Source organism: Nannocystis pusilla, assembly GCF_020073745.1.
Lineage (GTDB): Bacteria > Myxococcota_A > Polyangia > Nannocystales > Nannocystaceae > Nannocystis > Nannocystis radixulma.
Genome location: NZ_JAIRAU010000001.1, coordinates 241,287 through 267,581 on the forward strand (window position 1 = coordinate 241,287; position 26,295 = coordinate 267,581).

Annotated in this window: 16 protein-coding genes; 3 read left to right on the plus strand and 13 right to left on the minus strand. The window is 72.2% G+C overall.

What is annotated here, in order from left to right:
* Window positions 1-126: 126 nt before the first annotated feature.
* Entirely contained in the window at window positions 127-1,152 is a 1,026-nt protein-coding gene (locus K7C98_RS01025) for an aldo/keto reductase (RefSeq protein WP_224189585.1), read from the minus strand.
* A gap of 325 nt (window positions 1,153-1,477) precedes the next feature.
* Window positions 1,478-2,635, minus strand: a complete 1,158-nt coding sequence (locus K7C98_RS01030) for an FAD-dependent oxidoreductase (protein ID WP_224189586.1) — start codon at window positions 2,633-2,635, stop codon at window positions 1,478-1,480.
* A gap of 92 nt (window positions 2,636-2,727) precedes the next feature.
* Here K7C98_RS01030 and K7C98_RS01035 point away from each other — a divergent pair, with 92 nt between their 5' ends.
* On the plus strand, window positions 2,728-3,738 hold the full coding sequence (locus K7C98_RS01035; RefSeq protein WP_224189587.1) for a helix-turn-helix domain-containing protein: 1,011 nt from the start codon (window positions 2,728-2,730) through the stop codon (window positions 3,736-3,738).
* Window positions 3,739-3,870: 132 nt separating this feature from the next.
* Here the strand turns inward: K7C98_RS01035 and K7C98_RS01040 are convergent, their stop codons facing one another.
* On the minus strand, window positions 3,871-4,842 hold the full coding sequence (locus K7C98_RS01040) for a DUF2156 domain-containing protein (protein WP_224189588.1): 972 nt from the start codon (window positions 4,840-4,842) through the stop codon (window positions 3,871-3,873).
* A gap of 633 nt (window positions 4,843-5,475) precedes the next feature.
* Here K7C98_RS01040 and K7C98_RS01045 point away from each other — a divergent pair.
* Window positions 5,476-6,966, plus strand: coding sequence for a long-chain-fatty-acid--CoA ligase (locus K7C98_RS01045; RefSeq protein ID WP_224189589.1), 1,491 nt, complete (start codon window positions 5,476-5,478; stop codon window positions 6,964-6,966).
* A 399-nt stretch (window positions 6,967-7,365) separates the two neighbouring features.
* Here the strand turns inward: K7C98_RS01045 and K7C98_RS01050 are convergent, their stop codons facing one another.
* The 10 genes from K7C98_RS01050 to K7C98_RS01095 form a co-directional block, all read right to left on the minus strand.
* Window positions 7,366-9,810, minus strand: coding sequence for an FG-GAP repeat domain-containing protein (locus K7C98_RS01050; RefSeq protein ID WP_224189590.1), 2,445 nt, complete (start codon window positions 9,808-9,810; stop codon window positions 7,366-7,368).
* Window positions 9,811-9,965: 155 nt separating this feature from the next.
* Window positions 9,966-12,218 carry a hypothetical protein gene (locus K7C98_RS01055; RefSeq protein ID WP_224189591.1) on the minus strand — a complete coding sequence of 751 codons (2,253 nt, stop codon included), beginning with the start codon at window positions 12,216-12,218 and terminating at the stop codon, window positions 9,966-9,968.
* Window positions 12,219-12,231: 13 nt separating this feature from the next.
* Window positions 12,232-12,690 (minus strand): retroviral-like aspartic protease family protein, encoded by a 459-nt coding sequence (locus K7C98_RS01060; RefSeq protein WP_224189592.1) that lies wholly within the window; start codon window positions 12,688-12,690, stop codon window positions 12,232-12,234.
* Between the two features lie 6 nt (window positions 12,691-12,696).
* A complete protein-coding gene (locus K7C98_RS01065; RefSeq protein WP_224189593.1) occupies window positions 12,697-13,245 on the minus strand; it encodes a hypothetical protein in 549 nt (182 codons plus the stop codon).
* A 15-nt stretch (window positions 13,246-13,260) separates the two neighbouring features.
* Complete coding sequence (locus K7C98_RS01070) at window positions 13,261-15,090, minus strand: ATP-binding protein (protein WP_224189594.1); 1,830 nt, start codon at window positions 15,088-15,090, stop codon at window positions 13,261-13,263.
* Window positions 15,087-17,438: a protein kinase domain-containing protein gene (locus tag K7C98_RS01075; protein WP_224189595.1), complete on the minus strand. Its 2,352-nt coding sequence runs from the start codon at window positions 17,436-17,438 to the stop codon at window positions 15,087-15,089. The genes K7C98_RS01070 and K7C98_RS01075 overlap by 4 nt, the downstream gene beginning before the upstream one ends.
* A gap of 217 nt (window positions 17,439-17,655) precedes the next feature.
* Window positions 17,656-18,795, minus strand: coding sequence for an FAD:protein FMN transferase (locus K7C98_RS01080; RefSeq protein WP_224189596.1), 1,140 nt, complete (start codon window positions 18,793-18,795; stop codon window positions 17,656-17,658).
* Window positions 18,792-21,233, minus strand: a complete 2,442-nt coding sequence (locus K7C98_RS01085) for a methyltransferase domain-containing protein (protein ID WP_224189597.1) — start codon at window positions 21,231-21,233, stop codon at window positions 18,792-18,794. Before K7C98_RS01085 ends, K7C98_RS01080 begins: the two co-directional genes overlap by 4 nt.
* Window positions 21,234-21,324: 91 nt before the next feature.
* Entirely contained in the window at window positions 21,325-22,815 is a 1,491-nt protein-coding gene (locus K7C98_RS01090; RefSeq protein WP_224189598.1) for an Ig domain-containing protein, read from the minus strand.
* Between the two features lie 210 nt (window positions 22,816-23,025).
* Complete coding sequence (locus K7C98_RS01095; protein ID WP_224189599.1) at window positions 23,026-24,453, minus strand: aminopeptidase P family protein; 1,428 nt, start codon at window positions 24,451-24,453, stop codon at window positions 23,026-23,028.
* Between the two features lie 440 nt (window positions 24,454-24,893).
* Here K7C98_RS01095 and K7C98_RS01100 point away from each other — a divergent pair, with 440 nt between their 5' ends.
* Window positions 24,894-26,267 carry a glycosyltransferase family 39 protein gene (locus K7C98_RS01100; protein ID WP_224189600.1) on the plus strand — a complete coding sequence of 458 codons (1,374 nt, stop codon included), beginning with the start codon at window positions 24,894-24,896 and terminating at the stop codon, window positions 26,265-26,267.
* The last annotated feature ends 28 nt before the right edge of the window (window positions 26,268-26,295 follow it).

Consider the following 26,295-nt stretch of genomic DNA (forward strand, 5'->3'; position numbering starts at 1 on the left):
GGGCTCGATGGCGATCGCAGGCCGAGACCTCGGCTCCACCGCTTCGTCGGGCGCCCCGACGACAGGGCGCGGCGCGGAAATCAGCTGTCCCATCGGACAGGCAGTGCGCCGCCCGCGGCGGCTGGTTCAGACCGGCGGCGGGTTGCGCTCGTCGAAGCCGCGCTGGTGCCAGTACGGATAGGGCAGGGTGACCTCGCTGGCGGCGTCGAGCCGGGCGACCTGCTCGGGCGAGAGGTTCCAGCCGACCGCGCCGAGGTTCTGTCGCAGCTGGTCCTCGTTGCGCGCGCCGAGCACGATGGTGGCGACGGTCGGCCGCTGCAGGAGCCAGTTGATCGCGACCTGCGGGACGGTCTTGCCGGTCTCGCGCGCGACCTCCTCGACGACGTCGAGCACGCGGAAGAGGTGCTCGTCGCCGACCGGAGGGCCGAACTCGGCGGAGCCGTGGAGGCGGCTGTCCTTCGGCAGCGGCCTGCCGCGCTGCAGCTTGCCGGTGAGCCGACCCCAGCCGAGCGGGCTCCACACGACGGCACCGACGCCCTGGTCGAGGCCGAGCGGCATGAGCTCGTGCTCGTAGTCGCGGCCGATGAGCGAGTAGTAGGCCTGGTGGGCGACGTAGCGCGGCCAGCCGTGGCGGTCGGCGACGGCGAGGGACTTCATCAAGTGCCAGCCGGAGAAGTTGGAGCAGCCGACGTAGCGGATCTTGCCGGCGCGCACGAGGTCGTCGAGGGTGGAGAGCACCTCGTCGACAGGGGTGAGGGCGTCGAAGCCGTGGAGCTGGAACAGATCGATGTGGTCGGTGCCGAGGCGCTTGAGCGCGGCCTCGCAGCTGCGCACCAGGTGAAACCGCGAGGAGCCGACGTCGTTGGGGCCGTCGCCGACACGAAAGGTCGCCTTGGTCGAGATCAGCACGCGATCGCGGCGGCCCTTGATCGCCTCGCCGAGGATCGATTCGGCGGCGCCGGCCGAATAGACGTCGGCGCTGTCGAACATGTTGACGCCGGCGTCGATGCAGATGTCGACGAGCCGCCGCGCGGCGGCGACGTCGGTGTCACCCCAGGCGCTGAACAGCTTGCCCACACCGCCGAACGTGCCGGTGCCGAAGCTCAGCACGGGGACCTTGAGACCTGATGCTCCGAGTCGTCGGTATTCCATGAGGCGCGATCCGTAGCACCGGCCGCGGCCGATCTGACCGGGGTCGAGCAGGCCCGCGGCGAGGCACATCCGGCCGCGGCTTCGCGGCCGAGCCGGCGGACGTCCAGGTGCGGTTGCGCGAGGTCCGCTCGGGGGATGGACGATGGCGGCGGAGGGCCGCCAGCGCAGGTGCCCCGCTCGCGGTCCGCTTGGTGCTCGTGAGCGCTGCGCCGAAGGTCGCGGGCGAGATGCACTCCCGCCGCGTTATTGATTGCTGTACTTTTGAGCATGTCCGAAAAGACAGAGTGCGTGGAGCGAGCGGAGGCGGCGCTGCTGCCGATCGCGCTCAGGCGCGGCCGATGGCGAGCAGGGTGGCGGTGGTCTCCTGCATCACGCGCGAGGTCCGGTCGCCGCCGAGGCGGGAGGCCAGCGGGAGCAGGAGGCGGTCGCGCAGCCAGCGGGCGAGGGGGTTGGTGAGCTCGGCGAGGGCGCCGAGGTTGGCGGAGGTGCGGGCGACGTGGGCGACGGCGGGCCGACGGCGCTGTTGATATTGGTCGAGGCCGGCGGCGAGGTCGGGGGCGCGGCGCAATTCGTCGAGCAGGACGGCGGCGTCGACGAGCGCGCTGTTGGCCCCCTGGCCGAGGTTCGGGGCCATGGCGTGGGCGGCGTCGCCGAGCAGGACGAGGCGGCCGTCGACCCACTGTCGACATTCGACGCGAAGGACGCGGTTGAGGATCAGGTCGTCGAAGCTGCGCACGGCGGCGAGCAGGGGGATCGATGGGGGATAGGTGCGGGCCCACACCGCGCGCAAACTGGGGAGGTCGCGCTGCTCGATCGCGCGACGGCAGGCGCGCGCGCCGGCGGAGGCGAAGAAGTAGGTGCCGCCCTCGACCGCGAAGCTGCCGAAGATCCCCGCGCCGGTCCACGCCTCGACGCCCTGGGCCGCGTCGACGTCGACCAGCGCGCGCAGGTACGGGATGCCCGGCGCATGCACGTGGGCGCCGAAGTTGCCCGAGGCGCGCACCCGCGAATGCACGCCGTCGGCGCCGACGATGAGGTCGGCGCGGTGTTCGACGCTGCGGCCGTCGACGCGGGCGGTCAGGCGGCCGTCGCGTTCGGCGGTGAGGACCTCGGCGCCGAAGTGTCGCTCGATGCGCGGCTCGGCGGCGAGGGCGTCGAGGAGCAGACCCTGCAGGGCGCTGCGCCGGAACATGCGCACCTGCGGGGTCGGCTGCGGCGGGGCGAGCAGGCGCCGGCCGCGGGCGTCGACGATCGCGGGGATGCCGACGGCGCGGCCGTGAGCGGCGATCGCGGGACCGAGGCCGACCGACTCGAGCACGGCGAGGCCGTTCTCGGCCAGGGCGATGCCGGCCCCGACGGCGCGAGGTTGCGCGACCTTCTCCAGCAAGGTGACGCGGGCTCCGGCGCGCGCGAGGAGGAGGGCCGTGGCGGCGCCGCCGGTGGCACCGCCGACGATGAGGACGTGGAGCTGCGAGAGGTTCATGGCCATGACGATGGATCGGCGCGGGGTGGGTCGGGATGACCGCGGTCGCCACGCTTGTGGCTTTCGCCGCCACCGCCGACAATGCGCCGCGGATGGCGAGCCCCTCGGTCCTGGCGGCGATGACGATGCAGGTGCTCGAGGCGGCGGCGAGCCTCGGGGCCGACGTCGCGGCGATCCGCGAGGAGGCCGGGCTCGAGGACGAATGGCTGGCCGACCCCGACGGGCGCGTGCCGCTCGAGCATCACCTGAAGATGTGGGAGATCCTGGCGCGCCGCGGCGACGGGCTGCAGGTCGGCGCGCGGATCGGGATCCCGGCGCTGGGCGTGATCGGCTACGCGATGCAGCACGAGGCGACCGTCGGCGAGGCGCTGGCGTGGCAGCAGCGCGTGGGCGCGGTGCTGTACCCGGGGCTGGTGCCGCAGCTCGAGCGCCGGCGCGACGCGGCGGGCGACTACGTGGTGTTCGTGCGCGCGATGGTGCCGGCGTTCGCGCGGCTGCGCGAGCCGGTGTACGCGCAGGCGGCCGCGGTCGCGGCGATGATGCGGGCGATCGCGGGCGCGGCGGCGAAGCTGTCGTTCGTGGCGTTGCCGATGTCACGACCGCCGGACCCGCGGGCGGTCGAGGAGCACTTCGCCTGCCCGGTGGCCTGGGACGCGCCGCTCTTGCAATTGGGGTTCCCGGCGGCGGTGCTGGCGGTGCCGCTGCCGCGCTCGGACCCGCGGCTGTTCGGCTACCTGGCGCGGCGGGCCGAGGACATGCTGGCACGATTGCCGGACGGGGCGAGCTGGGCCGATCGCGTGCGGCGGGAGATCGCCGGGGCGCTGGCCGAGGGCGAGCCGCGGCTCGCGGCGGTGGCCAGGCGGCTGGCGGTGTCGGAGCGGACGCTGCACCGGCGGCTGCTCGACGAGCAGACCAACTTCGCCGGCCTGGTCGACGAGGCCCGCCACGCGCGCGCGCTGCAGCTGCTCGCCGACCGCTCGCTGAGCGCCTCCGAGGTGGCGTTCTTGCTCGGTTACGCCGAGCCGGCGGCGTTCTTCCGCGCGTTCAAGCGCTGGACCGGCGAGACGCCGCAGGGCTGGCGCAAGCGCGGCGAATCGGCGTGAGCGGCGAATGACGGCAGGCGCCTCGATTCGCGGTACCGGCATTGCCGCCGAGAATGATCGCAGTGTGCGGAACCGCTCATTGATGGGAGCGGGACTGCGCGCCGCCGTGGGGGCGCGTCGCACCCGTCGGCGTCACGGGCTCGTGCGCCAGATCCGTACGAGGTACTTGTCGCCGAGCTGGACCGGGCGGTAGCTCTCCTTGGCGCGGACCAGCGAGGGCGAGCCGGCGCCGTCGCCGGTGTTGATCAGGGCGTCGTCGTCGAGGCCGCGGCAGAACTCGCGGAAGATGAACTGGGAGGCGCCGGGGACGTCGAGGTCGGTCTTCTCGAACAGCACGTTGACGACGCCGGTGGGCAGGCGCTCGCCGAGGGTGATGCCGGCGAGGGTGTCGCCGATCACGAGGCGGACGCCGAACAGGCCGAGGGCGTCGAAGTGCTGCATGGCGGCGGCGAGGGCGAAGGCCTCCTCGTCGCGGGCGTGGTCGCGCTCGTGGTCGCCGCGCTGGCTGAGCCACAGGTGCCCGAGCAGGCGCACGGCCTCGGCGTCGCCCTGGCGCAGCGGCTCGACCCGGGCGCTGGGGTAGGTGCGCAGCAGCTGGTTGATGTCGTTGCGCTTGGACTTGTAGCGGGCGCCGCGGAGCTCGACCATCTCCGAGCGGCGGTAGAAGAAGTCGGGGCTCTCGGGCAGGACCTCGAGGGCGTGGCCGCGCAGCCAGCCGTCGCCGTGCTCGCGCAGTCGGGCGACGAACTCGGGGCTGACGAAGCGCAGCTCGCCGACGAGGGCGCCGTCGTTGGCCCGCTCGAGCAGGGCGACGCACGCCTCGAGCGCGGCGGCCTGCTGCCACGGCGGACCGAGCGGGGGCAGCGGCATCGACAGCACGCCGTCGCGCTCGGCGAACAGGCCCAACGAGCCCGCGAGCGAGGCGATGAACAGCCGCTGCGACAGCTGCCAACACATGTTGTTGGCGAAGCTGTAGTCCGACAGCGAGACGCCGGCTGCTGCCAGAGCCCGGTCGAAGACGGGCTTGTGGTCGAGCGCCAGCGGCTCGATGGTCCAGGGTTCGGGTTGTACGGTCGTGTCGAGGGGACGACTGGGATCCGGCATAGGAGCCGACTGCCTGGCAGTCGGCTGGTTGGTGACCCTAGCACCACGTCGACGGGCTGTCACGGGGGTGGCGCGACGCGGGCGTCGGCGCGACGCGCGGCCGGGACCGTGAGGAGACGGGGGTGCAGACCTGCCCTCGGGTCATTGGCCGGGCGCGGGGGTGACCGTGGCGGCGGGCGAATGCGGTGAGGCGGCGGAAGGGGTCGTATGAATATAGCGAGTGATTGTCGGTAGAGGCGACGCCGAGGAGGCGGATGTTGTGCTCTCGAGGAGATGAATTCAGTCGACTCGACGTCGCGGCCTCGGCTCGGCGAGCGCTCGGCCTCCTCGTCGACCCGACCACCGCCGACGCGAGCAGCGATCCCATGCCCCCCCGTACGCCGCGGAACTTTACAATGTTCAAGGTCCGCATCGCCCGACCATGCATCATGCGGGCCGGCCCAGGCCTCCTCCTCCTCTACAAAGGCCCTGACGGGGAGGTTTTTTAAACTTGCTTGTCGTTGACAAGTTATGCGATGGTTCATGCTCCGATCCTCCAATCAGCGAGCGAAAATTGTGAACACCGAGCAGCGCATGATCCCGGTCGCCCAACGTCGCAATCATTGGATGAATCAGATCGCCGGCCATGCGGCGATGAGACCGGCCGAGACGGCGTTCATCCACCGCGACGTCGTCACCACCTGGAAGCAGGCCCACGAGCGCATCACCGCCTTCGCGGCCGCCTTGCAGCGGCGGGGGGTGAGGCACGGAGACCGGGTGCTCATGCTGGTCCTCAATCGCACCGAGGTGGTCGAGGCGATCATGGGGATCAACACCCTCGGCGCGATGGCCGTCCCCATCAACATGCGCCTGGCCCCGCCCGAGATCGCCTACATCATCGACGACGCCGACGGCGATGTCCTCATCGTCGACGAGCCGCTCGTCCCGCTGGTCGCCGCGATCAAGCAGAGCACCGGCCGGCTCAAGCGGGTGATCGTCCTCGGCTCGGCGCAGGCCGGGATGGAGCGCTTCGACGACCTCGTGGCCGAGGACCCGGCGGGGTTCGTGGCGGCAGATGTCCCCGAGAGTACCCCCGCGCTCATCATGTACACCTCGGGGACGACCGGCCGGCCCAAGGGGGCGATGCTCGACCATGTCAACATGACGGCGCAGGCCCTCACCTGCATCCGCGCGATGGAGATCTTCACGGAGACCGACGTCGCGTTCATGACGGCGCCGCTGTTCCACATCGCCGGCCTGGGCTCCATCGCCGCCAACTTCCTTTTGGGGATCCCCACGGTGATCCATCCGCTCGGGGGCTTCGACGCGGGCGCCCTGCTCGACGCCTACGAGAAGTGCGGAGCGACCATCGTCTTCAATGTGCCGTCGCAGTGGCGGGCGATCTGCGCCCACCCCGACGCCAGGCACAAGGGGCGCAAGCTGCGGGTGATCAGCTGGGGGGCCGCGCCGGCGTCGGAGACGGTGCTCCGGCAGATGGAGGAGACCTTCCCCAACGCCCGAAACGTCGCGGTCTTCGGGCAGACGGAGATGTCACCGATCACCTGCGTGCTCCGGGGCGCCGACTCCCTTCGCAAGCTCGGCTCGGTCGGCCTACCGATCCCGACGATCCAGTACCGCATCGTCGACGACGACATGAACGACGTCCCCCGGGGGGCGGTCGGCGAGATCGTGTATCGAGGACCGACCCTCATGCAGGGATACTGGCGTAAGCCCGAGGAGACGGCCGCCGCGTTCGCGGGCGGATGGTTCCACTCGGGCGACCTCGTCCGCCAGGACGAGGAAGGGTACGTGTGGGTCGTCGACCGCAAGAAGGACATGATCATCTCGGGCGGCGAGAATGTGTACTGCGCCGAGGTCGAGAACGCCCTCGCATCTCACCCCGAGATCCTCGACGCCGCGGTGTACGGCCGACGCGACGAGAAGTGGGGCGAGGTCCCGGTGGCGGCGGTCGTGCTCAGACCGGGTGCGGCGCTCGACCTCGAGTCGCTGCGGACGTACCTCGATGCTCACCTCGCGCGCTTCAAACAACCGAAGGCGATCGTCGTCATGGACGCGCTCCCCCGCAACGCCGGGGGGAAGGTCATGAAGGATGTCCTTCGGGACAGGGACGCGGGCTCGCGCTGACGGCCGCCGCGATGCCGGTCCGCAGCCCTCGCGCCGCTCGCGGCCTACGTCGAGCCTGCCGCGGTGTGCCTCAGCAGGTGCGGCCCGGCCTTGAGCCACCTCCGCAGGGTCTGCCCCTCCACGTATTCCATGGCCACGAAGGGAGCATGACGGTCGGGGCGTCGTCGTCGTGCCGGTCATCCCGGGACAGTATGTGTCCACCGCTCGTCATCATCGAAGCTTCTCATCCGCGACGGGCCCGAACAACCGTGATCAGGCGTGCACGTGCACGTCCGGCCGGAATGACCAGTGGTCCCTCCGTGCCCGTACGAGGCATTGTGGTCGAGCACCCGCGATAAGAGCTATTTGAAGGGGTGGCGCGACCACGTGCACGATGCTCGACGATGACGTCGTCGCCGGTCAGCCCGGCGGGATGCAGACCTGGTCCATCGGCGAGCTGTTGTTGTCCTCGACGCACTCGTTGAGGACGCCGTTGCCCGTGCCGTCGTCGTCGACGGCGGCCCACACGGTGACGGAGTCGAAGGCGCCGGCGTACTCGAGCGAGACCTGCTCGGCGGCGCCGGCGACCAGCGGGCCCTTGGTCGCGACGACGCCGAGGAGGCCGACGTTCTGCTCGTAGAAGGCGACGTTGACGCCGGGGCCGACGCCGAGGCAGCCCTGGTTGGCGATCCACACCGACAGCTTGAGGCCGGTGGCGCAGGCCTCGGCCTCGAAGGTGAGGTCGTAGGGCACGAGGTCGGGGGCGCAGAAGTCGGCGGCGCCCTGGACGTTGTTGCGGTAGCTGTTGAAGCTGGCCCAGTTGGGATTTTCGACGACGGGGATCTCGCCGACGAGGCCGACGTTGGTGATATGATAGGAGTGCTGGTTCCACACCGGCCGCGTCGACACCCAGTTGTCGAGCGAGTCCTTGAACACCTCGATGCCGGCGTCGGTGACGAGCGCGGCGTTGCTGTCGTTGTTGGTCGAGAACACGATGTCGGCCTTGAAGTCGCCGTTGACGTCGGCGATCACCGGGTACTCGGTGCGCGTGCGCGAGGAGTTGCGGTCGCGGAACAGGACCTCGGCGTCGGTCATGTTCTTGTTGCAGCCGGGGCCGGGCGGGTTCATGGCGCAGTCGGGCTCGACGCCGGGGTAGATGCGGATGTACGCCTCGTCGTTGTAGACGACCTCGGCCCGGCCGTCGCCGTCGAAGTCGAACACGGAGGAGCCGGTGACCTGCGAGCTGTCGTCCTCGGTGGCGGCGGTCCACAGCTGCGAGAGCGCCATGCCGTCGAACTGGAACACGGTGTAACGCGCGGAGCCGGCGACGCCGATGTCGCGCACGCCGTCGCCGTCGAAGTCGGCGATGTTGGGCGGGCCGCCGGTGCCGGCCTGGGGAATGTTGGCAGTGGCGATCTGCACGCCGGTCTGGCCGTTGAGCACGCGGACGGTGCCCATCGTGACGAGCACGACCTCGGGCTTGCCGTCGACGTCGAAGTCGGCGACGCCGCAGAAGCCGTCGGTGGCGACGTTGGAGGTCCACAGCACCGAGCCGGCGAAGTCGTCGCCGGCGACCGTGCCGGTGGTCTTGTAGGCGGTGCGGCCGCCGATGAGCTCGGGCCGCATGTCGCCGTCGAGGTCGGCGAGGCAGGAGATCGGGCCCTGGCCGTTCAGGCCCTGGCCCTGGGCGCCGGGACCCTCGTAGAGCAGCTTGCCCTCGTTGCTGAAGATCGCCCGGCCGAACACGATCTCCGGCGCGCCGTCGTTGTCCATGTTGGCGATCGCCACCGAGCCGCTCGAGTTGCTGCCGGCGAAGTTCTCCGAGCGCCACAGCGGGGTGCCGTCGCTGTCGATGGCGATCAGGTACTTGCCCGCGCCGCTGACGACGATCTCGGCCCGGCCGTCCATGTCGATGTCGCCGGCGGCAGGGTTCGCGCTGCTGTTGGTGCGGTACATCGCGTCGGTGACGGTCCACACCTTGGACCCATCGTCGCCCCGGATCGCCCGCAGGATGCCGTCGGTGGTGTAGTCCTGGCCCTTGTACGTGTTGAAGATGATCTCGGGCACGCAGTCGTCGTTGAGGTCGACGACGATCGGGATCGACGAGCTCTGATAATGGTTCGGCATGTCGTCCGCCTGCGGGATCAGGTGGTTCCACGTCGGCGTGCACACCTGGTCGGTGCAGACCTCGGCGACCTGACAGTCGGCGTCGGCGTTGCACGCGATCACCTTGCGCTTGCCCCACGTGAACAGCGGCGTCGGCTTGAACACGTTGGCCGGCGGGATGTACTGACACGTCGGGTCGGCCTGGCTCGGGAGACAGAGGCCGGCGTTCGGGTCGCAGATGAAGCCGTCGCCGCAGGTGTCCGCGGTCGGCTTGGTGGCGCACACCTGGTCGCTGCAGGCCGGCCCGGGCGTGACGCAGGCGCCGAGGTAACACAGCTGATCGGCGGCGCAGCACTCCTTGGCCGCGCCGCACGGCGGCGGGCCGCCGCAGTCCGGCACGCACTCGCCGTTGTCGCACAGCTGGCCGGGACCGCAGCAGACGCCGCTGCACATCTGGTCTTCGGAGCATGTCCCGGAGGTCGTGTTGCCGGTGTCGGTGACGGTGTCCGGCTCCGTGGCGGAGCCGGGGCCGGTCGGGACGCCGGTGGCGCTGTCGGTGCCGGTGCCCTCGGTGGCGGTGGCGGTGACGGTGCCGTCGCTGCCGGCGGTGGGCTCGGTCTGGTCGGTGGTGACGGGCAGGGTGCCCTGGGTGCCGGACACGCCGCTGTCGGTGTTGGCGGACGAGTTGTCGCCGCAGGCAGTCGCAAGGAGGACGGACGAGGAGAAGATCGAGGCGCAGGTTCGCGTGGCGCGGGCCATGAGACCACCTATCGGGGCTAGAGAGAGGGCCGATGATAGCCGAGGGCCGCGCGTCGCGAATGGTGAATGGCGGGCGACGTCTGCGAGGCGAGGCGGACTGATTCGCGCGCGACCGTCGTCGCGGAGAATGTGACGCGCGCGACAGTCGCGACGGCTCAGAGCGCCCAGGCGCGCGCGAGCTCGCGGTGCTGCTCGGCGCGCGGCTGGTCGCCGGCGGCCTCGGCGAGCTCGGGCCAGACGAGCGGATCGGCGAAGTCGGCGACGCTGGTCGCGAGCGCGTCGGATGCGGCGCGGAGGTCGGCGTCGGGGGCAAACGCGACGAAGGCGTAGAGGCCGGGCTTCTCGTCGCCCGCAGGCGAGGTGACGCGGTAGCGGTCGCCGCTCTGGACCTGGAAGCTGCCGCGCAGGCTCTGGACGACCCGTCGCAGCACAGCGATCGGGCCCTCACCGGGGTGCACGCCGTCGACGCTGAAGGCGCGATACCCGGCGCGCTGCAGCGGGCCGAGCTCGGCGTAGAGATAGACCGGGCGGTCCTCGTCGTCCTGGTGGCTGCCGAGCGGCCGCGGGTCGAACACGACCTGATCGAACAGCCGCTGGGGCTGATCGATGCGGGAGATCTGGAGGAGCCGCGCGGTCACCGGGCCGGTGCGCGTGGCGTACAGCTCCTGCATCTTGCCGCTCGGGTGCTCGACGCGGATCCGGCACAGCTCCCAGCGCTCGTCGATCGGGCCGTCGCCCGGCAAGGCCATGTCGAGGCGCGCGGCGCTGTGACGCACGCGGTCCCAGGCGCCGAGGAAGGTGGCGGCGACGATGCGGTCCCAGTCGTGCGGGCCGGGATCGAGGTCGGGCTGCAGCTGCAGGGCCTCGTCGAGCAGGCGCAGGACGGCGGGCCAGTCGGCCTGGGCGCGCGCGTTGCTGGCCCGGGCCAGACGCGCGGGGACGGCGTCGCCAGGCTCGCCGGCGAGGTGCTCGAGGTGGCGGTTGCTGGCGTCCCAGTCGCGCGCGCGCGCGAGCCGACGCGCGGCGACCCACCGACCGTGGCGCTGCTTGACCGGGTCGGCGCTGGCGAGCAGACGCTCGCCGAGCGCGCGATGACGGTCGTCGTCGTCGGCGTCGCGGTAGGCGATCTCGAGCAGGGTGACGGCGTCGTCGTCGTCAGGGTGGGCGTCGACGTGGCGCTCGAGCAGGTCGGCGGCCTCGCGCGCGAAGTCGAGGCCGAGCAGGGCGACGGCGTGGCGACGCACGAGCTCGGCGTCGCCGGGGCGGACGACGCTGGCCTCGATGCACTCGCGCAGGCGCTCCTCGGGATCGTCGGGCCGCTGCTGGCGGGGGGCGGCGAGGGCTGTCTCGAGGGACAGGCGGACCCGCGCCAGCCGCTCGGGGGCGTCGCCCGGGCGGCGCAGGCGGGCGGCGAGCCGCTCCATGGTGGCGAGGTGGAGCGCGGCCACGGCCGGGCTGCCGCGCCCGACGGCGAGCTCGGCGGCGGCGGCGGCGATGACGAAGGGCAGGCGGTGCGAGCCGTTGCGCTGCAGGCGGGCGATGAAGCGCTGCAGCAGCCGCCCGAGCTCGACGTCGTTGCTCCGCGCGCCGATCCGCACCAGGTGGACGAGCGCGTCGGTGTAGGGCTCGTAGTGGCTGGGGGTCGGTAAGATGTCCTCGGGGACAGGGAGGTGGCGGCGCGCGTCGTCGCCGCGGCCGAGGCGGGCGTAGATCCGCGCGAGGTCGATCTGCCGGGCCCGCCGCTGACTCTCGTCGCGGCGACCGTTGGCGACCGCGTCCTGACAGGCGGCGAGGGCGTCGTCGATGCGCCCGAGCTCGATGAGGCAGGCGATCCGCTCGGGCAACAGGGAGGTGCGCTCGCGGCCCTGTCCGGCGCCGACGAGCTGCTTGAGCTGGACGTCGAGGAATTCGAGCGAGGCCCGCGGGTCGCCCTGCTCGCGCAAGGCGCCGGCGAGCTCGCAGCTGATGCAGGTGAAGCACGGCCACGACGGATCGATGCGCGCGAGCGTCTCCCGCGCGACGCTGGCCCGCTCCGGCGCCCAGCCGGGCCCGTCGACCTGCGAGTAACAGGCGGCCAGATCTTGCACGGTACACACGGCCTGCGGACAGCCCCGCGCGGCCTCGCTGTGCGCGAAGTCGACGAGCGCGACGGCCTCGCCCAGGGCCATGTCACCCTGACTGCGGTGCAGGACGCGGCTCTGCAAGTGCCAGTGACGGACGAACACCTCGACCCACGGGAGCCCGGCGGCCCGGGCGAGGGCGAGGGCCTCCGGCGCGAGGGCGTCGACGCGCTCGTGGTGGTCGTCGACGGTGGCCGCAGGCAGGCGCCGGATCAGGTCGGCGAGCTGCTGCTGGCCGCCGCGCCGCAGCTCGGGATCGATGTCGTGGACCCATTGCCAGATGTCCATGAGGGCATGTCCTTCAGCGCAGATTGAGACGGAAGGAGGGGTGCGGCCCGCAATTGGTGTGGACCAGTTGCAGCGCGTCGAGGACGCCGCGCTGGCCGAGGAGGATCGGCCTCGGCAGACTCGCATCGGTGAAGTAGACCGTTCGTTGCGACAGCAGCAGCTCACCAGGTTGGGGTGGGAGACCGATCCTGAGGTCGACGCGGGCGGCACGACAGGTCGCGGTGCCCGTCGCCGAGGCGAAGTGCACTGGCGGTCCCAGCTGCCCGGCGTCGAGTCCGGCGACATATCCGAGGTACGGGCGCTGGATCAGGGTGATGGAGGCGCCGGTGTCGACGATGGCCGCGATCTGTATCGACCAATCGTGCGACGTGTCGGCGCGAAGCTGCACATGGACGATCGGCTGGACGAGGACGCCGAAGCCCGAGTGAGCCGTCTCCGTGAACGGATGTGCGGGGCCGTGACGCGGGTCCATGGCGGGTCAGAACGGCGAGTCGGCGATGAAGTCGAGCACGATGTCATCGAGCGGGAGGCCGCTGGCGCGGACCTCGGCGACGACCGCGTCGAGCTGAAACGCGTGCGCGACGACGCCTCGAGTCGGGTGAAGCGCGACGTGTTGGCCGTGGTACTGCGCGATGGAGGGATCGCGGCGGATCCACGCGAACGGGTTCTCCATCACTTCGTCGCCGTCGAACGGATCGCGGGAGGACTTCAGTTCGGCGACGAGGGTCGAGAGCTCGGCGACCTTCTGCTCGAGGTCGGCGACCTTGCGCTCGAGGGCAGCGACGGCAGGCGACGCGCCACGGGGTGCTTTCGTGGTCGGGGGCTTCTTGGCGGCCGACTTCGTGGTCGACTGCTTCTTCTTTGCCGCGGTCGGGGGCTTCTTCTTCGCCGACTTCTTGGCGGCCGACTTCTTCGCCGACTTCTTCGGCCCGGTCGCCGGCTTCTTCGCGCGCTTGCGCGGCTTGGCCTCGGCGGGGGCCCAGGAGGCGTCGGTGCCACGCGGCGAGTGCTGCGGGTGCGGCTGCATCGTCCGCCGCGCAGGTTAGCGCGCAGGGCGGGGGGTGTCGAGGAGCTCGCAGACGGCCTTGCCGTACTCGGCGAGGGCGGTGTGCAGGCCGTCGGCCTCGTTGGCGGCGGCTTCGCTGGCGCCGGCGACGAAGGCGACGAGGGCGCGGAGGAGCTTGACGCCGGGGTGGCCGACGTCGACGTCGGCGCGGTGCTCGAGCAGGCGAGCGATGGCGGGGTTGTCGAGGTTGACGTAGAGGTCGGCGTCGACGCTGGCGTCGATCTTGGCGGTGAACATGCGCATGAGGCCGAGGGCGCCGCCGGCGATCCGGCCGGCGGCCTCGTCGCTCTCGACGCGGCGCTTGAGCTCGGCCTCGCGGTCGGGCACGAGCACGAGCGGGAGCTCGGCGGGGGCGAAGCGGGCGGCGATCAGGCGTTGACCTGGCCTTGTGAGCATGTTCGAAAGGAAGGCCAGGGCGTCGGCCGGGAGCTCGGCCGGGGGGAACACGCGCTTGTTGCCGGCGGCGGTGCCGAGCTCGATGACGGCGCCGCCGCGGCGCTCGGCGTGGCGGCGGACGAAGGGCAGGGCGCCGTAGCGGGTGCCGACGACGACGGGGACGCGGAGGGCGCGGAACAGGACCTCCTCGAAGCCGCCGCGCGGGCTGAGGCTGGCGTACAGCTTGCCCTGGCCGCGCCGCTGGACGACGGCGACGGCGAGGTCGCCCTCGCTGGTGGGGACGGTGAGCTCGTCGGCGAGGAGGTCGAACAGACGGTCGTCGCACAGGGCGGCGCCGAGCAGCGCCTCGTTGTGGCGCACGAGGACGCGCCGCCACGCCTCGGGCTCGTGCTCGGCGACCTGCTTCATGCCGGCGACGAGGGCCTCGGCGATCGCGGCCGCGACGGCGCGGTAGGCCGGGTCGCGCTGGAGGTCCTCGCGCGAGGCGGTGGGCGTGAGGCGGGCCGATTCGATCGCGCCGCTGACGAAGCCGGCCCACGGGGGCAGCAGCTCGCGGGCGTCGTCGTCGAGCAGCATGCCGCGGACGTAGACGTGGAGGTTGCGGTTGTCGGAGGTGCCGTAGGTGGCGGCGTCGTGGATCCACAGCAGGCCGCGCACGTCGGCGCCGTCCTGCGGGGCGACGTCGATGGTGCACAGCGGGTCGAAGCGGCGCTCGAGCCGGCGGGCGAATTCGAGGCGGATGGCGCGAGCGCGGGCCGGGTGGGCGTCGGCGACCCGCCACGGGGCCGGCTGGGCGTTGACGGCGACGGGATCGTGGCCGACGAACACGGGCAGCGGCAGGAGGGCGCAGTAGTGCTGCAGGCGCGCGCGCAGGGCCGACTCGTCGCCGAGCTCGCGGAAGTTGTCCTTGAGGTGGAGCGTGACGGTGGTGCCGACGGGGCGCGCGTCGACGGCCTCGATGCTGAAGCGCTCGCCGGTGCGCGATTGATAGAGGAGGGTGGTGTCCGGCGATTGATAGGAGGTGGTGGTGACGGCGACGCGGGTGGCGATGACGAAGGCCGAGAGGAAGCCGAGGCCGAACAGGCCGATCAGGTCGTCGGTGTCGTGCTGCTCGCGCAGCTTGCGGGTGTAGCCGGCGCCGATGGTGGCGAGGTAGCGGACGATCTCGTCGCGCGTGAGGCCGGCGCCGCTGTCGCTGACCGCGAGGGTGCCGGCGGCCGGGTCGCAGACGACGCGGATCTCCGGCTCGAACGCCTGCGGATCCTCGAGCCGACGACGCACGCACGAGTCGTGGGCGTTCTGGACCAGCTCGCGCAGGGCGACGAAGGGGGTGGAATAGAGGTGCTCGCCGAGCACCGTCATGAGGCCGAAGAGGTCGACCTGGGTGGCGAGGATCTCGGGGGTCGTCATGGGCCGATGAGCTTCTTGACCTTGTCGATGCGACCCTGGGCGCTGTCGTCGCCGAGGTCGCGGGCCTTCTCGTAATGCGCCAGCGCGTCGCGGTAGCGCAGGACCACGAAGTAGGCGTCGCCGAGCTTGATGTGGTACGACTTCGACTGCGGCGCGGCCTCGACCGCGAGCTCGGCGAACTGCACGGCCTTCTGCTTGGCCCCGGTGTCGAAGTAGATGTCCGACAGGCCCATGAGGGCGCGGGCGTTGCGGTTGTCGTACGCGATGGCCTGGTGGAACAGGCTCTCGGCGTCGCTGCGCCGGCCGGCCTTGAGCGCGGCGACGCCGTCGTCGGCCAGCCGCTTGGACTTGGCGGGGTCGCGGTTCGACTTGAGCGTGGCCTTCTTCGGCCGCTCGGCGTCGGCCTGCGCGGCGAGGTCGGCGGGGCCGCCGGTGCTGTCCTCGGGGACAGGTATGGGCTCGGGCGGCGGCTCGGGCTCCGGTGGTTCGGGCGCCGGTGCGGGGGCCTTGGCGGGCAGCCTGGCGGGCAGCTCGATGCCGGCGCCGCGGAGGCCGGCGTCGAGGTCGAGGTGCTGGGAGATCGACAGCTGCGAGGCGTCCTCGTAGGCGGCGAGGGTGCGCTGCTGCCGGCGCGCGTCGTCGCCTTCGGCGAGGGCGCCGACGAGGCCGAGCGCCTGCAGCTCGCCGAGCGACCAACTGGCGTTGCGCGCCTTCTCCTGGAAGCGGGTGAAGGCGCCGGGGGTCATGCCGCTGCGCTCGACGGCCCGCGGGTGGTCGGGCTCGAAGGCGCGGGCCCAGATGTAATACTCGACGGCGAACGGGCGGGCGCCGGTGACGTCCCAGTACTTGTCGCCGAGGTTGACGAGGCCGGCGGCGAACTGACCGCGCAGCTCGGCGGCTCGCGCGTCGGCGAGGCCGGCGGCGGGGCCGGTGAGGGCCTCGAGCTCGAGGACCTTGGTGTAGGCGGTCGGGACGTCGGGCTGGCCGGGCGGCGGGGCGACGTAGAAGGTGTGGCTGGCGGCGACGAGCGCCTCCTCGGCGATCGCGTCGATGCGCGAGCGCTCGCTCGCCGGCGGGTCGGGCGTGCGCGCGGCGACGGCGATCGCCACGCCGGCGGCCACGAGCGAGGCGCCGGCCACGACGGGCCACAGCCAGCGGCGCGGCACGGCCTGCGGGCTCGGCATGCGCGCCTTGAGCTTCTCGAGCCGGTCGGGCGCGCACTCGGGCAGCGGCAGGTCGTCCCACGCGGTGCGCAGGCCGCAGGCGATCTGGGCCTCGCACAGGGCGGCCTCGAGCTCGGCCATGTCGGCGTAGCGATCGTCTGGCTGTTTGGCCAGGCAGCGCAGCACGACTTGCTCGAGCTGCGGCGGCAGCTGGAGGTCGGGCCGGACCTGCCGGAACGGCGGCGGCGGGTGGTCGACGTGGGCCTGCAGGACCTCCTCGAGCGCCTCGCTGGGGAACGGCGGGTTGCCGGTGAGCAGCTCGAAGGCGACGCAGCCGGCCGCGTACATGTCGAGACGGCCGTCGAAGGCGTGGCCGCGGATCTGCTCGGGGGCCATGTAGTGCGGGGTGCCGGCGATCTTGCCGCGCCGCTCCTGGCCGAGGACGGCGCTGATGCCGAAGTCGACGACCTTGACGACGCCGTCCCGCCCGCCTCGACGCACGAGGATGATGTTCTCGGGCTTGATGTCGCGGTGGACGATGCCGGCCTTGTGCGCGGCCCCCAGCGCCTTGCACAGCTGGCGGAAGATGGCGACGACCTCGGCCGGCGGGCGCACCTCGGTCTCGCTGGCGGGCACGAGGTCCTTGCCCTCGAGCAGCTCCATGCAGATGAAGAGGCGCCCGTCCGGGAGCTCGCCGAAGTCGTAGATCTCGACGATGTTGGGGTGACCGGTGCGACTGGCCGCCCGCGCCTCGGCGCGGAACACCGCCGCCATGTCGGCCCGCCGGCTGAGGTCGTAGCGCAGGATCTTCAGCGCCACCTTACGCTCGATGTCACAGTGCTCGGCCTCGTAGACGACGCCCATGCCGCCCTCGCCGAGCCAGCGGACGATCCGGTAGCGCGTGCCGGGGACGACCCTGCCGGCCACGAGCCGCACCCGCGTCCGCTCGCCGCCGGCCTGCTCCGGCTCGAGCATGGTGCCGACGGTGGCGGCGATCGAGCTGGCCGCCGGGACAGGTTCGGTGACGTCGGACGAGCTGGCCGGAAGGACAGGATCGGTGGTGTCGGAGGCCGAGCTGGCCGCGGAGACAGGCCCCGCCGCACCCGTGGCGAGCGGGCTGGAGCGCGATGCGGGCGGGGGTTCGTCGACCCCAGCGGGCCCGCGAGTGCGGCCGTGCTCGGTCATTCCGCAAGGAGAATAGGCCAGTTTGCAGGCCGCCAGCGCCGCGCCGTCGATCGAAGGACGCGTATTCCGCGCGAGTTCGCGCAAGCGCGGCCGGGCGTGCGCGAGCCGGTCGGGGATCGCAGAAGTGCGCCGGGGCGCCGCCGCTCACGCGGAGGCTCGGTGCAAAAACTGCGAACCCGTCGCTCCCACCGTCGCCGGGCCCCGACACGCGCGCGGATCAGGGCGCGGGCGGAGCGGGCGGCGGCTTGTCGGGCGGGTAGACGAGGATCTTGGCCAGCTCGGGGGTGACGCGGAGCTCGCCGGCGTGGGTGATGAGGGCGGCGTCGAGGCCGGGCTGCGACCCGATGAATTCGAGGCCGCGCTCGACGCCCATGACGGCGACGGCGGTGGCGTAGGCGTCGGCGTCGGTGGTGTCGGGGGCGAGCACGGTGATGCTCTGCATGCTGCGGTCCGCGGGCACGGGGAAGCCGGTGCGCGGGTCGAGGATGTGCGAGTAGCGGACGCCCTCGAAATCGAGGAAGCGCTGATAGTCGCCGGAGGTGACGACCGCGCGGTCGCGGGCGGGGATCGCCGCGATCGAGCCGGGGCCGTCGGGGCGCTGGATGCCGACCATCCAGGTCTTGCCGGCCTTGGTGCCGGAGACGTAGGTGTCGCCGCCGCCCTCGACGATGTGGTCGACGAAGCCGCGCTCGCGCAGGACGGCGGAGGCGCGGTCGACGGCGTAGCCCTTGGCGATCGCGCCGAGGCCGACCTTCATGCCAGGTTTGGCGAGGCGGCCGCTGCGAGTCGCGGGGTCGAGCTCGATCGAGCGCCAGTCGACCAGCGGGAGCTTGTCCTGGATGGCCTCGCGCGTGGGCGGGCGGCTGCCGGGGTCGAAGTGCCAGAGCTGACCGACGGCGTAGAACGTGGGGTCGAAGGCGCCGCCGGTGGCCTCGGCGATCTCCTTGCTGCGCTTCAGGACGGCGAACAGCTCCTCGCTGAGCGGCCGCATCGGGCCGCCGGCGCCGTCGTTGAGCTGCGACAGCTCGCTGCTCGGGCGCCACTCGCTCATGATCTGCTCGATGCGCTCGATCTCCGCGAACGCGGCCTCGACCGCGGCCCCGGCGTCGGCCGCCGCGCGGTCTCCGACGTACACGTTGATCGAGACGCGCGTGCCCATCTGCTGCGTCTCGGCGTAGACCGTGCCGTCCTTGCGCACGGGCGGGCCCGCGGGCGCCGGGGGAGCGGGGGCCGCCTCGAGGGCTGGCCTTGGGGCCATGTCACTCGGGACAGGTTTGTTCGGACCTGTCCCTTGAGGCTGGCCGCAGGCGAGCAAGGACAGGGCGAGGGCGGCGGCCAGGCGGGCGAGGCGGGTCACTTCTTCTTGTCCGGGCTGAGGCTCGGCGGACGCGGCGGAGGAGCCTTCGGCGGGGGCGGCCGCGGGGCGGTCACCACCGGCGCGGGCTCGTCGTCGGGCTCGATCTCGTCGACGTGCTCGAGCTCGTCGATCTCCTCCGGCTCCTCCTCGTCGTCGACCTGGCTCTCGCCGGCGCCGGGCGGCGGCTTATTTTGATTGAAGGCGTTTTTGACCGGCGGCAGGCTGTCCTCGCCGGGCGGCTTGAACGAGGGCGGGCGGAACAGACCGCTGGTGCCGGTGCTCGCGGCCGTCCGCTCGGGCAGGCGGAACGACGGCAGGCTGGGCCTGGGCGCCTCGGGCGGAGCGGCCGGTCGCGCGGCGGCTGCCGCTCGCGGGGCGCTGGTGTCGGCCGCGGCCGGCCGGGCGCCGGAGGCGGGGCGACGGATCTCGGGGGCGGCTGCCGCGGCCGGCGCGGACGGGGTTCGCTCGGCCGGTGCAGGCGGCCGCGGCTCGGGCTCGGCCGCCTCGGTGGGGCCGGAGAGGCCGGGCCGGCGGAGCTCGGGGATGGGCCGCCTGCCGGAAGTGGCGGCGTCGGCGATCGGCCGCCGACCGGAAGCGGCGGCGTCGGGGAGCGGCCGGGCGACGGAGGTTTCCTCGGCGGCAGGGCGCCGGCCGGAGGACTCGGCGTCGACGGGGCGCCGGCCGGAGGACTCGGCGTCGGCGATCGGGCGCTTGCCGGAAGCGGCGGCGTCGGGTTCGGGGCGGCGGGCCTCGGCGATCGGACCGGAGGTCGGGCGGCGGGCCTCGGCGATCGGAGCGGAGGCGGGGCGGCGGGCGGCGGTCGTGGGCGAGGAGATCGAGCGGCGGCTCGGGGCCACGAACTCGCTGCTGCGCTCGGAGTCACCTGGCCGAAGGGCCAGCTCCTCCAGGGCTCGACGGGTGCTGCTCTCGCTGTCGCCGCGGACGAGGTCGGCGGGGATGGGGCGGGTGGCCGACGACTCGGAGGAGCGGCGCACGCTGCCGGAGGTCTGGCGGCGCGGCGGGAGGAGCGGGATGTCGTTGAGCTCGGAGAAGTCGTCCTCGGTCTCGGCGAGGCGCGACAGGTCCTCGTCGTGCTCGCTGGTCGGGGCGGGCTCGGGGGCCCTCGGCGCGGGGGAGACGGTCCGGTGCGAGCGCGTGTCGGGGTTGTTGAGCTCGGAGAAGTCGTCCTCGTCGACGGCCACGGGGACCGGCCGGAACGAGCCGGCGGGGCGGACCGACGAGATCTCGGAGTCGCGCAGCTGCGACAGGGTGCGCAGGCCCGAGGCCTCGGAGCCCGGCGGACGGGCGCGCAGGCCGGAGGTCTCGGCGTCGAGCGGGCGAATGTCGGAGGCCTCGCCGGGGTCGCGCGGGCGGAAGCGCAGGCCGAAATCCTCGGGCGACGGGGTCTCGACGACCGGCTGCCGGCCGGTCCGCAGCGCCCGCAGCGCGCCGGTGCGCCGCCGCGGGTCGGACTCGTCGAGGTCGATGTCGAGGTCGAAGTCGCTGAAGTCGGCGTCGCTGAACGGGAGGATCGGGTCGGAGACGCGGGCGTAGCCGACGGCGAGGCCGCCCCACAGCTTGTCGAGCTCGGGGTAGTGACGCCAGAAGCGCGCGGCGAGCCGCGGGCCCGGCCGCGCGGTGCCCTTGGCGACCTCGACGTGGATCAGGCCGGCCTGCACGGTGACGGCGAGGACGTGGCCGGCGTAGTAGGCGTCGATCGCCTCCTTGAGGCGCCAGAACAGCTCCTGCGGGGCGCCGTCCTTGCCGATCACGGCTTTCCACATCTGCAGCGGGCCGTGCTCGATGACGGGGGCGAACAGGAACTCGCGGCCGCTGGGGAACAGCAGCTGGAAGCGCTCGTGCTCGATGACGTAGTCGTCCTCGACGGCGCCGAGGTTGCGCAGCATCTTGCCGAGCTGCGGACCGGTGGGACGGATCGCCCGCAGCGCCTCGAGCCGACGCAGCGCCGCGGTCATGCCGGCGTCGCGCAAGATCTCGGCGAAGATGTCCTCGACTTCCTCCCAGGTGCCGTGCAGCGGCACGGTGGCGAGGATCCGCCCGCCGATCTTGCACACGCGGATCATCTCGCCCAGCGCCGGCTCGAGGTCGACCGACTCGCCGAGCACGAGGTTGGCGACGACGAGGTTGTAGCTGTCGTCGGCCATCGCGGTGACGTCGTCGAAGTGGCCGGGCTTGAAGTAGACCCGGTTCTTCCACTCGGCGCGGATCCGCGTCTTCGCCATCTCGAGCGCACCCTCGTCGGGATCGATCGCGAGGACCTTGGCGCCCGCGCCCAGGCGGTGCAAAAGCTCGCCCGTCCCGCGCCCGGTCCCGCAGTGGATGTCCAGCGCGAGGACCTCGGGCAGGTTGGGCAGGTTGCGGACGATGAGCCGTGCGAAGCGATCGTGCCAGACCGGAGAGATCTCGCGGTCGAGCACCCGGGCGACCCTTCGGTCGCGGAGCCCCGCAGCTCCGCCGCCGCGACTGTCTTGTGTGCTCAAGGGATGGATGGCATCGGCCCGGATGGGCTCAGTTCGCGGGCAGGACGATCAGCCCGAACTCGTAGTTGCTGCCGTCGCCGTTGGCCCGGATGAGCGCCGCCTTGGCGTCCGGGTCGGTCTCGTTGTTGCCGCAGTCCTGTTCGTTCTGCGACATGCAGTAGTCGTAGCTGATGTTGGTGACGAAGGCCCGACCGCCGTAGTTGCGCAGGAAGGTCTCGTCGGACTCGGTGACGCGGATGGCGTGGGTGAAGCCGTCGAAGCCCATGGCCGGGAACTTGGCCGAGGGGCTGGCGCTGACCGAAGCGGCCGCCGACAGCGCGTTGTACGAGAAGATGTAGGCGTAGAAGCAGCTGCCCGCGCAGTCCTCGGTGTACTCGACCCGGACCTGCGGGTCCGGCGTGTCGTTGCCGAAGGTGAAGGTCGGCGGGTTGACCGCGTCGACGTCGAACACGACGTGGCCGGGCGCGAGGGTCTTGTCCGTCCCCCCGTCGGTGCGCGCGATGGGGTAGGCGGTGCCGGCCTGCACGTCCTGCGGGGCGCAGTACGGCAGGTAGGCCTTGGTGCCCGACTGCTCGATGGTGGTGATCCACGCGTAGATGCCGAAGCGCAGCTTGCTGTCGACGGTGCCCGAGAGCTCGCAGGTGTCGGCGCTGACGGCGATGCCCGGCGGGAAGCTGTCCGGCGTGTCCTTGTTGCCGTCGAAGTTGCGGCTGCCGTTGCCGCGCCCGGCGACCAGCGAGCAGACCGGCGGCACGGACGCGTCCTTGACCGGGATGACGATGCCCTTGTCGATGAGCCCCGACAGCGTCTCGCCGTAGCTGATGCAGCCGTCAGGATAGGCCGCCAGCAGCGAGTCGGTGTCGACCACGATCGGGTCGCGGATCTCCAGGACACCGCACTCGCCCGCGAGCTCCTGGCCGTCGGCGTCGGTGGCCGTGAGCGTGACCGTGAAGACGCCGGTCTCCGTCGGCGTGCCCGAGATGAGGCCGTTCGCCGGGTCGATCGTCAGGCCCGGCGGGAGGTTGGTCGCGGTCCAGTTGGTGTACGGCGGACGACCGCCGGCGGCCGTGGGCTGGTAGTTGTAGACGTAACCGACGAAGCCGTCGGGGATGTCGCCGGGGTCGACGCTCTCGTCGCGGCAGTCGATGCCGGCGCCGGGGTCGATGACGATGTCGCCGCAGGTGATGACGGACTCGACGTCGCGGCCGTCGACGACGACGATCTTGAGCGGATACATGCCCTCCGCCGTCGGGGTGCCGGAGATCGTGCCGGTGTCCTCGTCGATCGTGAGGCCGGGCGGCAGCGGCGTGGACGGGTCGACCGAGTACTTGAACGGCTGCACGCCGGTCCTCACCTCGGGCGTGTACGAGTAGGCGACGCCGACCTGCCCCCGCGCCGGGGCCGAACACTCGAGCGAAACGTCCTGGGCGAAGCCCCACGGGGCGAACTCGTCACGCGAACAACCGACGAGGGCGCTGGTGACGAAGGCGGTGGTAAGGACGAGGGGGCGGAGGTGCATCGTCGACTCCTAGGGGCGCCGCGAGGGGCGCAGGGGGCAAAGTAACACGAGGAGTTAGCGCTGACTACGCGCCAGGGCAAACAAACCGCGCATCCGCGGGGTCCTCGGGTGACCCGGCGCCGGCGGGCGCCAGGGGGGCGGAAGCGGGCGGCCGCGCGCGGGACCCGGGTCCGTCGGGCCTGCACGGCCGACCAGGGGCCGCGGCCGAGTTCAGGCCGCTCGCCCCGCCTGCGCGCCCACCACGGCCGCGACGGCGTCGGCGTCACGCGGGATGGCGGCGGTGAGGACGTCCGGGGCTCCCTCGGTGCACAGGACGTCGTCCTCGATGCGGATCCCGCGGACGTCGGCGTAGGCTGCCAGGCGCTCGCGGTCGAGGTCGGCCTCGAAGGGGCCGCAGAGGGCCCTGTCGGCGAGGATCGCCGGGACCTGGTAGAGCCCCGGCTCGATGGTGACGAGCATGCCGGGCACGAGGTCGCGGTCGAGGCGGAGGTAGCGGGTGCCGAACTGGCCGCTCCGACCCCGGCCGGCGGCGTAGCCGGCGCGGTCGCCGAGATCTTCCATGTCGTGCACGTCGAGCCCGAGCAAATGGCCGACGCCGTGGGGGAAGAACAGCGCGTGCGCACCCCGCTCGACCAGACCCTCGGGGTCGCCGCGGAAGATCCCCAGGTCGACCAGGCCCCGAGTCAGCGTGAGGCAGGCCCGCAGGTGGATGTCGCGGTAGCGGACGCCGGGGCGCACCATCGCCGTCGCGTCCTGGTTGGCCTGCAGGACCAGGTCGTAGAGCGCCCGCTGGGTCGGACTCCACGCGCCCGAGACCGGCCAGGTGCGCGTGACGTCGCTGGCCCAGCCGTGACACTCGGCGCCGCAGTCGGCGAGCAGGAGATCGCCGGCCCTCAGCGGGTGATGACTGTGCTCGTTGTGAAGGACCTCGCCGTGGACCGTGACGATGCTGCCGTAGGCCGGCGCCATGCCGCGGGCGGCGAACTCCGCCTCGATCGCGGCCCGCACGTCGGACTCGCGCCGCCCGGGAGCCGTGGCCGCCATGCCGGCGAGGTGCCCCGCGCGCGCGGCTTCGGCGGCCTCGCGCAGCAGCTCGAGCGCGGGCGCGTCATGTTGCAGGCGCAACGAGATGACGGCGTCGGCGAGGTCGGCGTCGCGGCCGGCGAGGGCGACGGCCCCGGCCTCGGACTCGTCGTGCGCGCCCCAGGGCCGACCGAGCAGCGAGGCCTGCCGGGCCCGCGTGCGCGGGTGAATCGCCGGCAAGGTGGCGACGCCCCGCAACGAGTCGAGCGCGGTCCGCAGCTCGGCGAGCGGGCGGATCTTGCGGACGCCGGTGGCGGCCTGGAGCTCGTCCCAGGTCGCGCTCGGACCGACCCACAAAGGATCGTCGGGCGCCGGCGGCGCGGCGAAGATCTCCCACGCGTCGCCGCTGCCGAGCAGCACGGCCCCCGGCCAGTGCACCCCCGTGAAGTAGAGGAAGTGACTGTGCGCGCGGTACGGGTAGATGTTGGCCGCGTAGTTGCGCGGGACGAGATCGCCGGCGAAGAAGATCGCCGGCTCGCCCGCGAGGGCGCGGGTCAGCCGCGAACGGCGAGAGACGTAGACCGCGGCCGGCTGCGGCGGGACGAGGACGGACATGCGCGGGAGCTTACCGCAAACGCCTGTGATGCACGCAGCGAGGTCGGGCGCGATGTGCGCTGGTGGCAGAGGGCGCCGCGCTTCGATCGGTGGTCACGCGGTCAGGTCCGATGCGGCGGGAGCATCGTCATGAGCCGACGGGCTCGAGGTCGATCGCCACCACGGTGGCGAATGGCATGACGATCTCGAGGGCATTGACCATGGATCACTTTTCAAATGTACGATCCGACGGATCTGATGAATCACTGACCTATTGCGATGAGTATGCACAGCGTGGCTCGAATGCGATTGGCGTGAGCCGTCGAGGAAGTGCGGGCCGGCGCTGCGAGGGCGAGGGACAGGTTAAAATACGGTCGTCGGTGGTAATAAGGCCGACTCCGCGCGCTGGTGCGGCTTCGGACCCCTTCCCGGCGGGGGCCGGGGCCAGTACCCTCGCGCGCGTGGGACAACCCCCGGAACGGCGTCTGTTGTGGATCTTGTTCGGCCTGGCGCTGCTGACGCGCCTGGTCTGGGTGCTGTGGGTTCACCCGCCGGGCGAGTACCTGTACAGCGACATGCGGCTGTACGCCGAGCGGGCGACGGCGCTGGCCGAGGGGGGGATCCCGGCGCCGACGCGGACGCTGGCGTGGCAGGCGTACGGGACGCACATGCTGCTGGCGGCGCCGCTGCGGCTGTTCGGGACGCAGGCGCCGATGACGTCGGGGGCGCTGCTGTGGGGGCTCCTGGGGGCGCTGGCGGTGCCGCTGACGTACCTGCTGGCGTGCAGGGTGCTGACCGAGCGCTGGCAGGCGCGCACGGCCGGGATCGCGGCGCTGGTGTGGTTCCCCAATCTGTCGACCACCGGGTTCTTCCTGTCGGAGACGCCCTTCCTGTGCGCGCAGCTGCTGTCGCTGTACTGGCTGGTGGTGTGCTTCCAGGAGGGCAAGCGCGCCTGGCCGGCCGGGGTGGCCTCGGCGGTCGCGTTCATGCTGCGGCCGCAGGCGGCGGTGTTCTACGTGCTCGTGCTGCTGGTGTGGCTGGTCAACGTGCGCCGGCTGAAGCACGTCAAGTGGCACCACCTCGCCGGGGTGGCGCTGCCGCTGCTCCTGGCGTTCGGCTTCAGCCTGTGGCGCTTCCACTACCACACCGGCTACTGGGGCGGGATCGCCGAGAACGCCAACATGAACCTCACCGCCGGGCGCTGTCACAACATCAATACCCAGGCGTATCGCACCGAGCGCGAGCGGGCCACGGCGGAGAAGAAGGACGACCAGACCAACGGGCGCCGCGTCACGCTGCCGGGCTTCCGTACGCTCAAGAACTGGGTCCCGGAGTGGTCGCCGCTGGCGCTGCGGCCGGCGCTCGGCGGCGACAGCATCCGCTTCGTCGGCTACATCGGCGACCCGTTCGTGCACCGCGACATCCGGGCCAAGTGCTACGCGGCCACCGGTCTCTTGGAGCAGGTCCGCTACAGCTTCGTCAACATGATGCTGCAGTGGTTCATCGCCGGGCAGTGGCCGGAGACCAGCAAGGGCCACAAGCACACGCTGGTGGTCGCGGAGATCTACCGCTACTTCTTCAACACGGTGGTGCTGCTGCCGTCGCTGGTGGGCATCGGCCTGGCGCTGCGGGGGATCCGGCGCGACCCGTCGCTGGCGGTGCTGGCGGTGTGCCTGGTCGGGGCGATGATCATCGCCGCGATCTTCTTCGGCGACCCACGCCTGCGCACGCCGTACGACCCGGTGTCGATCATCCTCGCGCTCTACGCGGCCGCGGTGGCGCTGCCGGCGTGGCGGGCGTGGCGGGCCAGGCGGGCCGGCAAGTCGCCCGCCTGAACGCCGCTGCGGCCGCTCACGAGCGCAC

Excerpts from the sequence above, each read along its gene's own strand:
- K7C98_RS01025 (WP_224189585.1), bottom strand. The coding sequence starts at position 1,152 with ATGGAATACCGACGACTCGGAGCATCAGGTCTCAAGGTCCCCGTGCTG.
- K7C98_RS01030 (WP_224189586.1), bottom strand. The coding sequence starts at position 2,635 with ATGAACCTCTCGCAGCTCCACGTCCTCATCGTCGGCGGTGCCACCGGC.
- K7C98_RS01035 (WP_224189587.1), top strand. The coding sequence starts at position 2,728 with ATGGCGAGCCCCTCGGTCCTGGCGGCGATGACGATGCAGGTGCTCGAG.
- K7C98_RS01040 (WP_224189588.1), bottom strand. The coding sequence starts at position 4,842 with ATGCCGGATCCCAGTCGTCCCCTCGACACGACCGTACAACCCGAACCC.
- K7C98_RS01045 (WP_224189589.1), top strand. The coding sequence starts at position 5,476 with ATGAGACCGGCCGAGACGGCGTTCATCCACCGCGACGTCGTCACCACC.
- K7C98_RS01050 (WP_224189590.1), bottom strand. The coding sequence starts at position 9,810 with ATGGCCCGCGCCACGCGAACCTGCGCCTCGATCTTCTCCTCGTCCGTC.
- K7C98_RS01055 (WP_224189591.1), bottom strand. The coding sequence starts at position 12,218 with ATGGACATCTGGCAATGGGTCCACGACATCGATCCCGAGCTGCGGCGC.
- K7C98_RS01060 (WP_224189592.1), bottom strand. The coding sequence starts at position 12,690 with ATGGACCCGCGTCACGGCCCCGCACATCCGTTCACGGAGACGGCTCAC.
- K7C98_RS01065 (WP_224189593.1), bottom strand. The coding sequence starts at position 13,245 with ATGCAGCCGCACCCGCAGCACTCGCCGCGTGGCACCGACGCCTCCTGG.
- K7C98_RS01070 (WP_224189594.1), bottom strand. The coding sequence starts at position 15,090 with ATGACGACCCCCGAGATCCTCGCCACCCAGGTCGACCTCTTCGGCCTC.
- K7C98_RS01075 (WP_224189595.1), bottom strand. The coding sequence starts at position 17,438 with ATGACCGAGCACGGCCGCACTCGCGGGCCCGCTGGGGTCGACGAACCC.
- K7C98_RS01090 (WP_224189598.1), bottom strand. The coding sequence starts at position 22,815 with ATGCACCTCCGCCCCCTCGTCCTTACCACCGCCTTCGTCACCAGCGCC.
- K7C98_RS01095 (WP_224189599.1), bottom strand. The coding sequence starts at position 24,453 with ATGTCCGTCCTCGTCCCGCCGCAGCCGGCCGCGGTCTACGTCTCTCGC.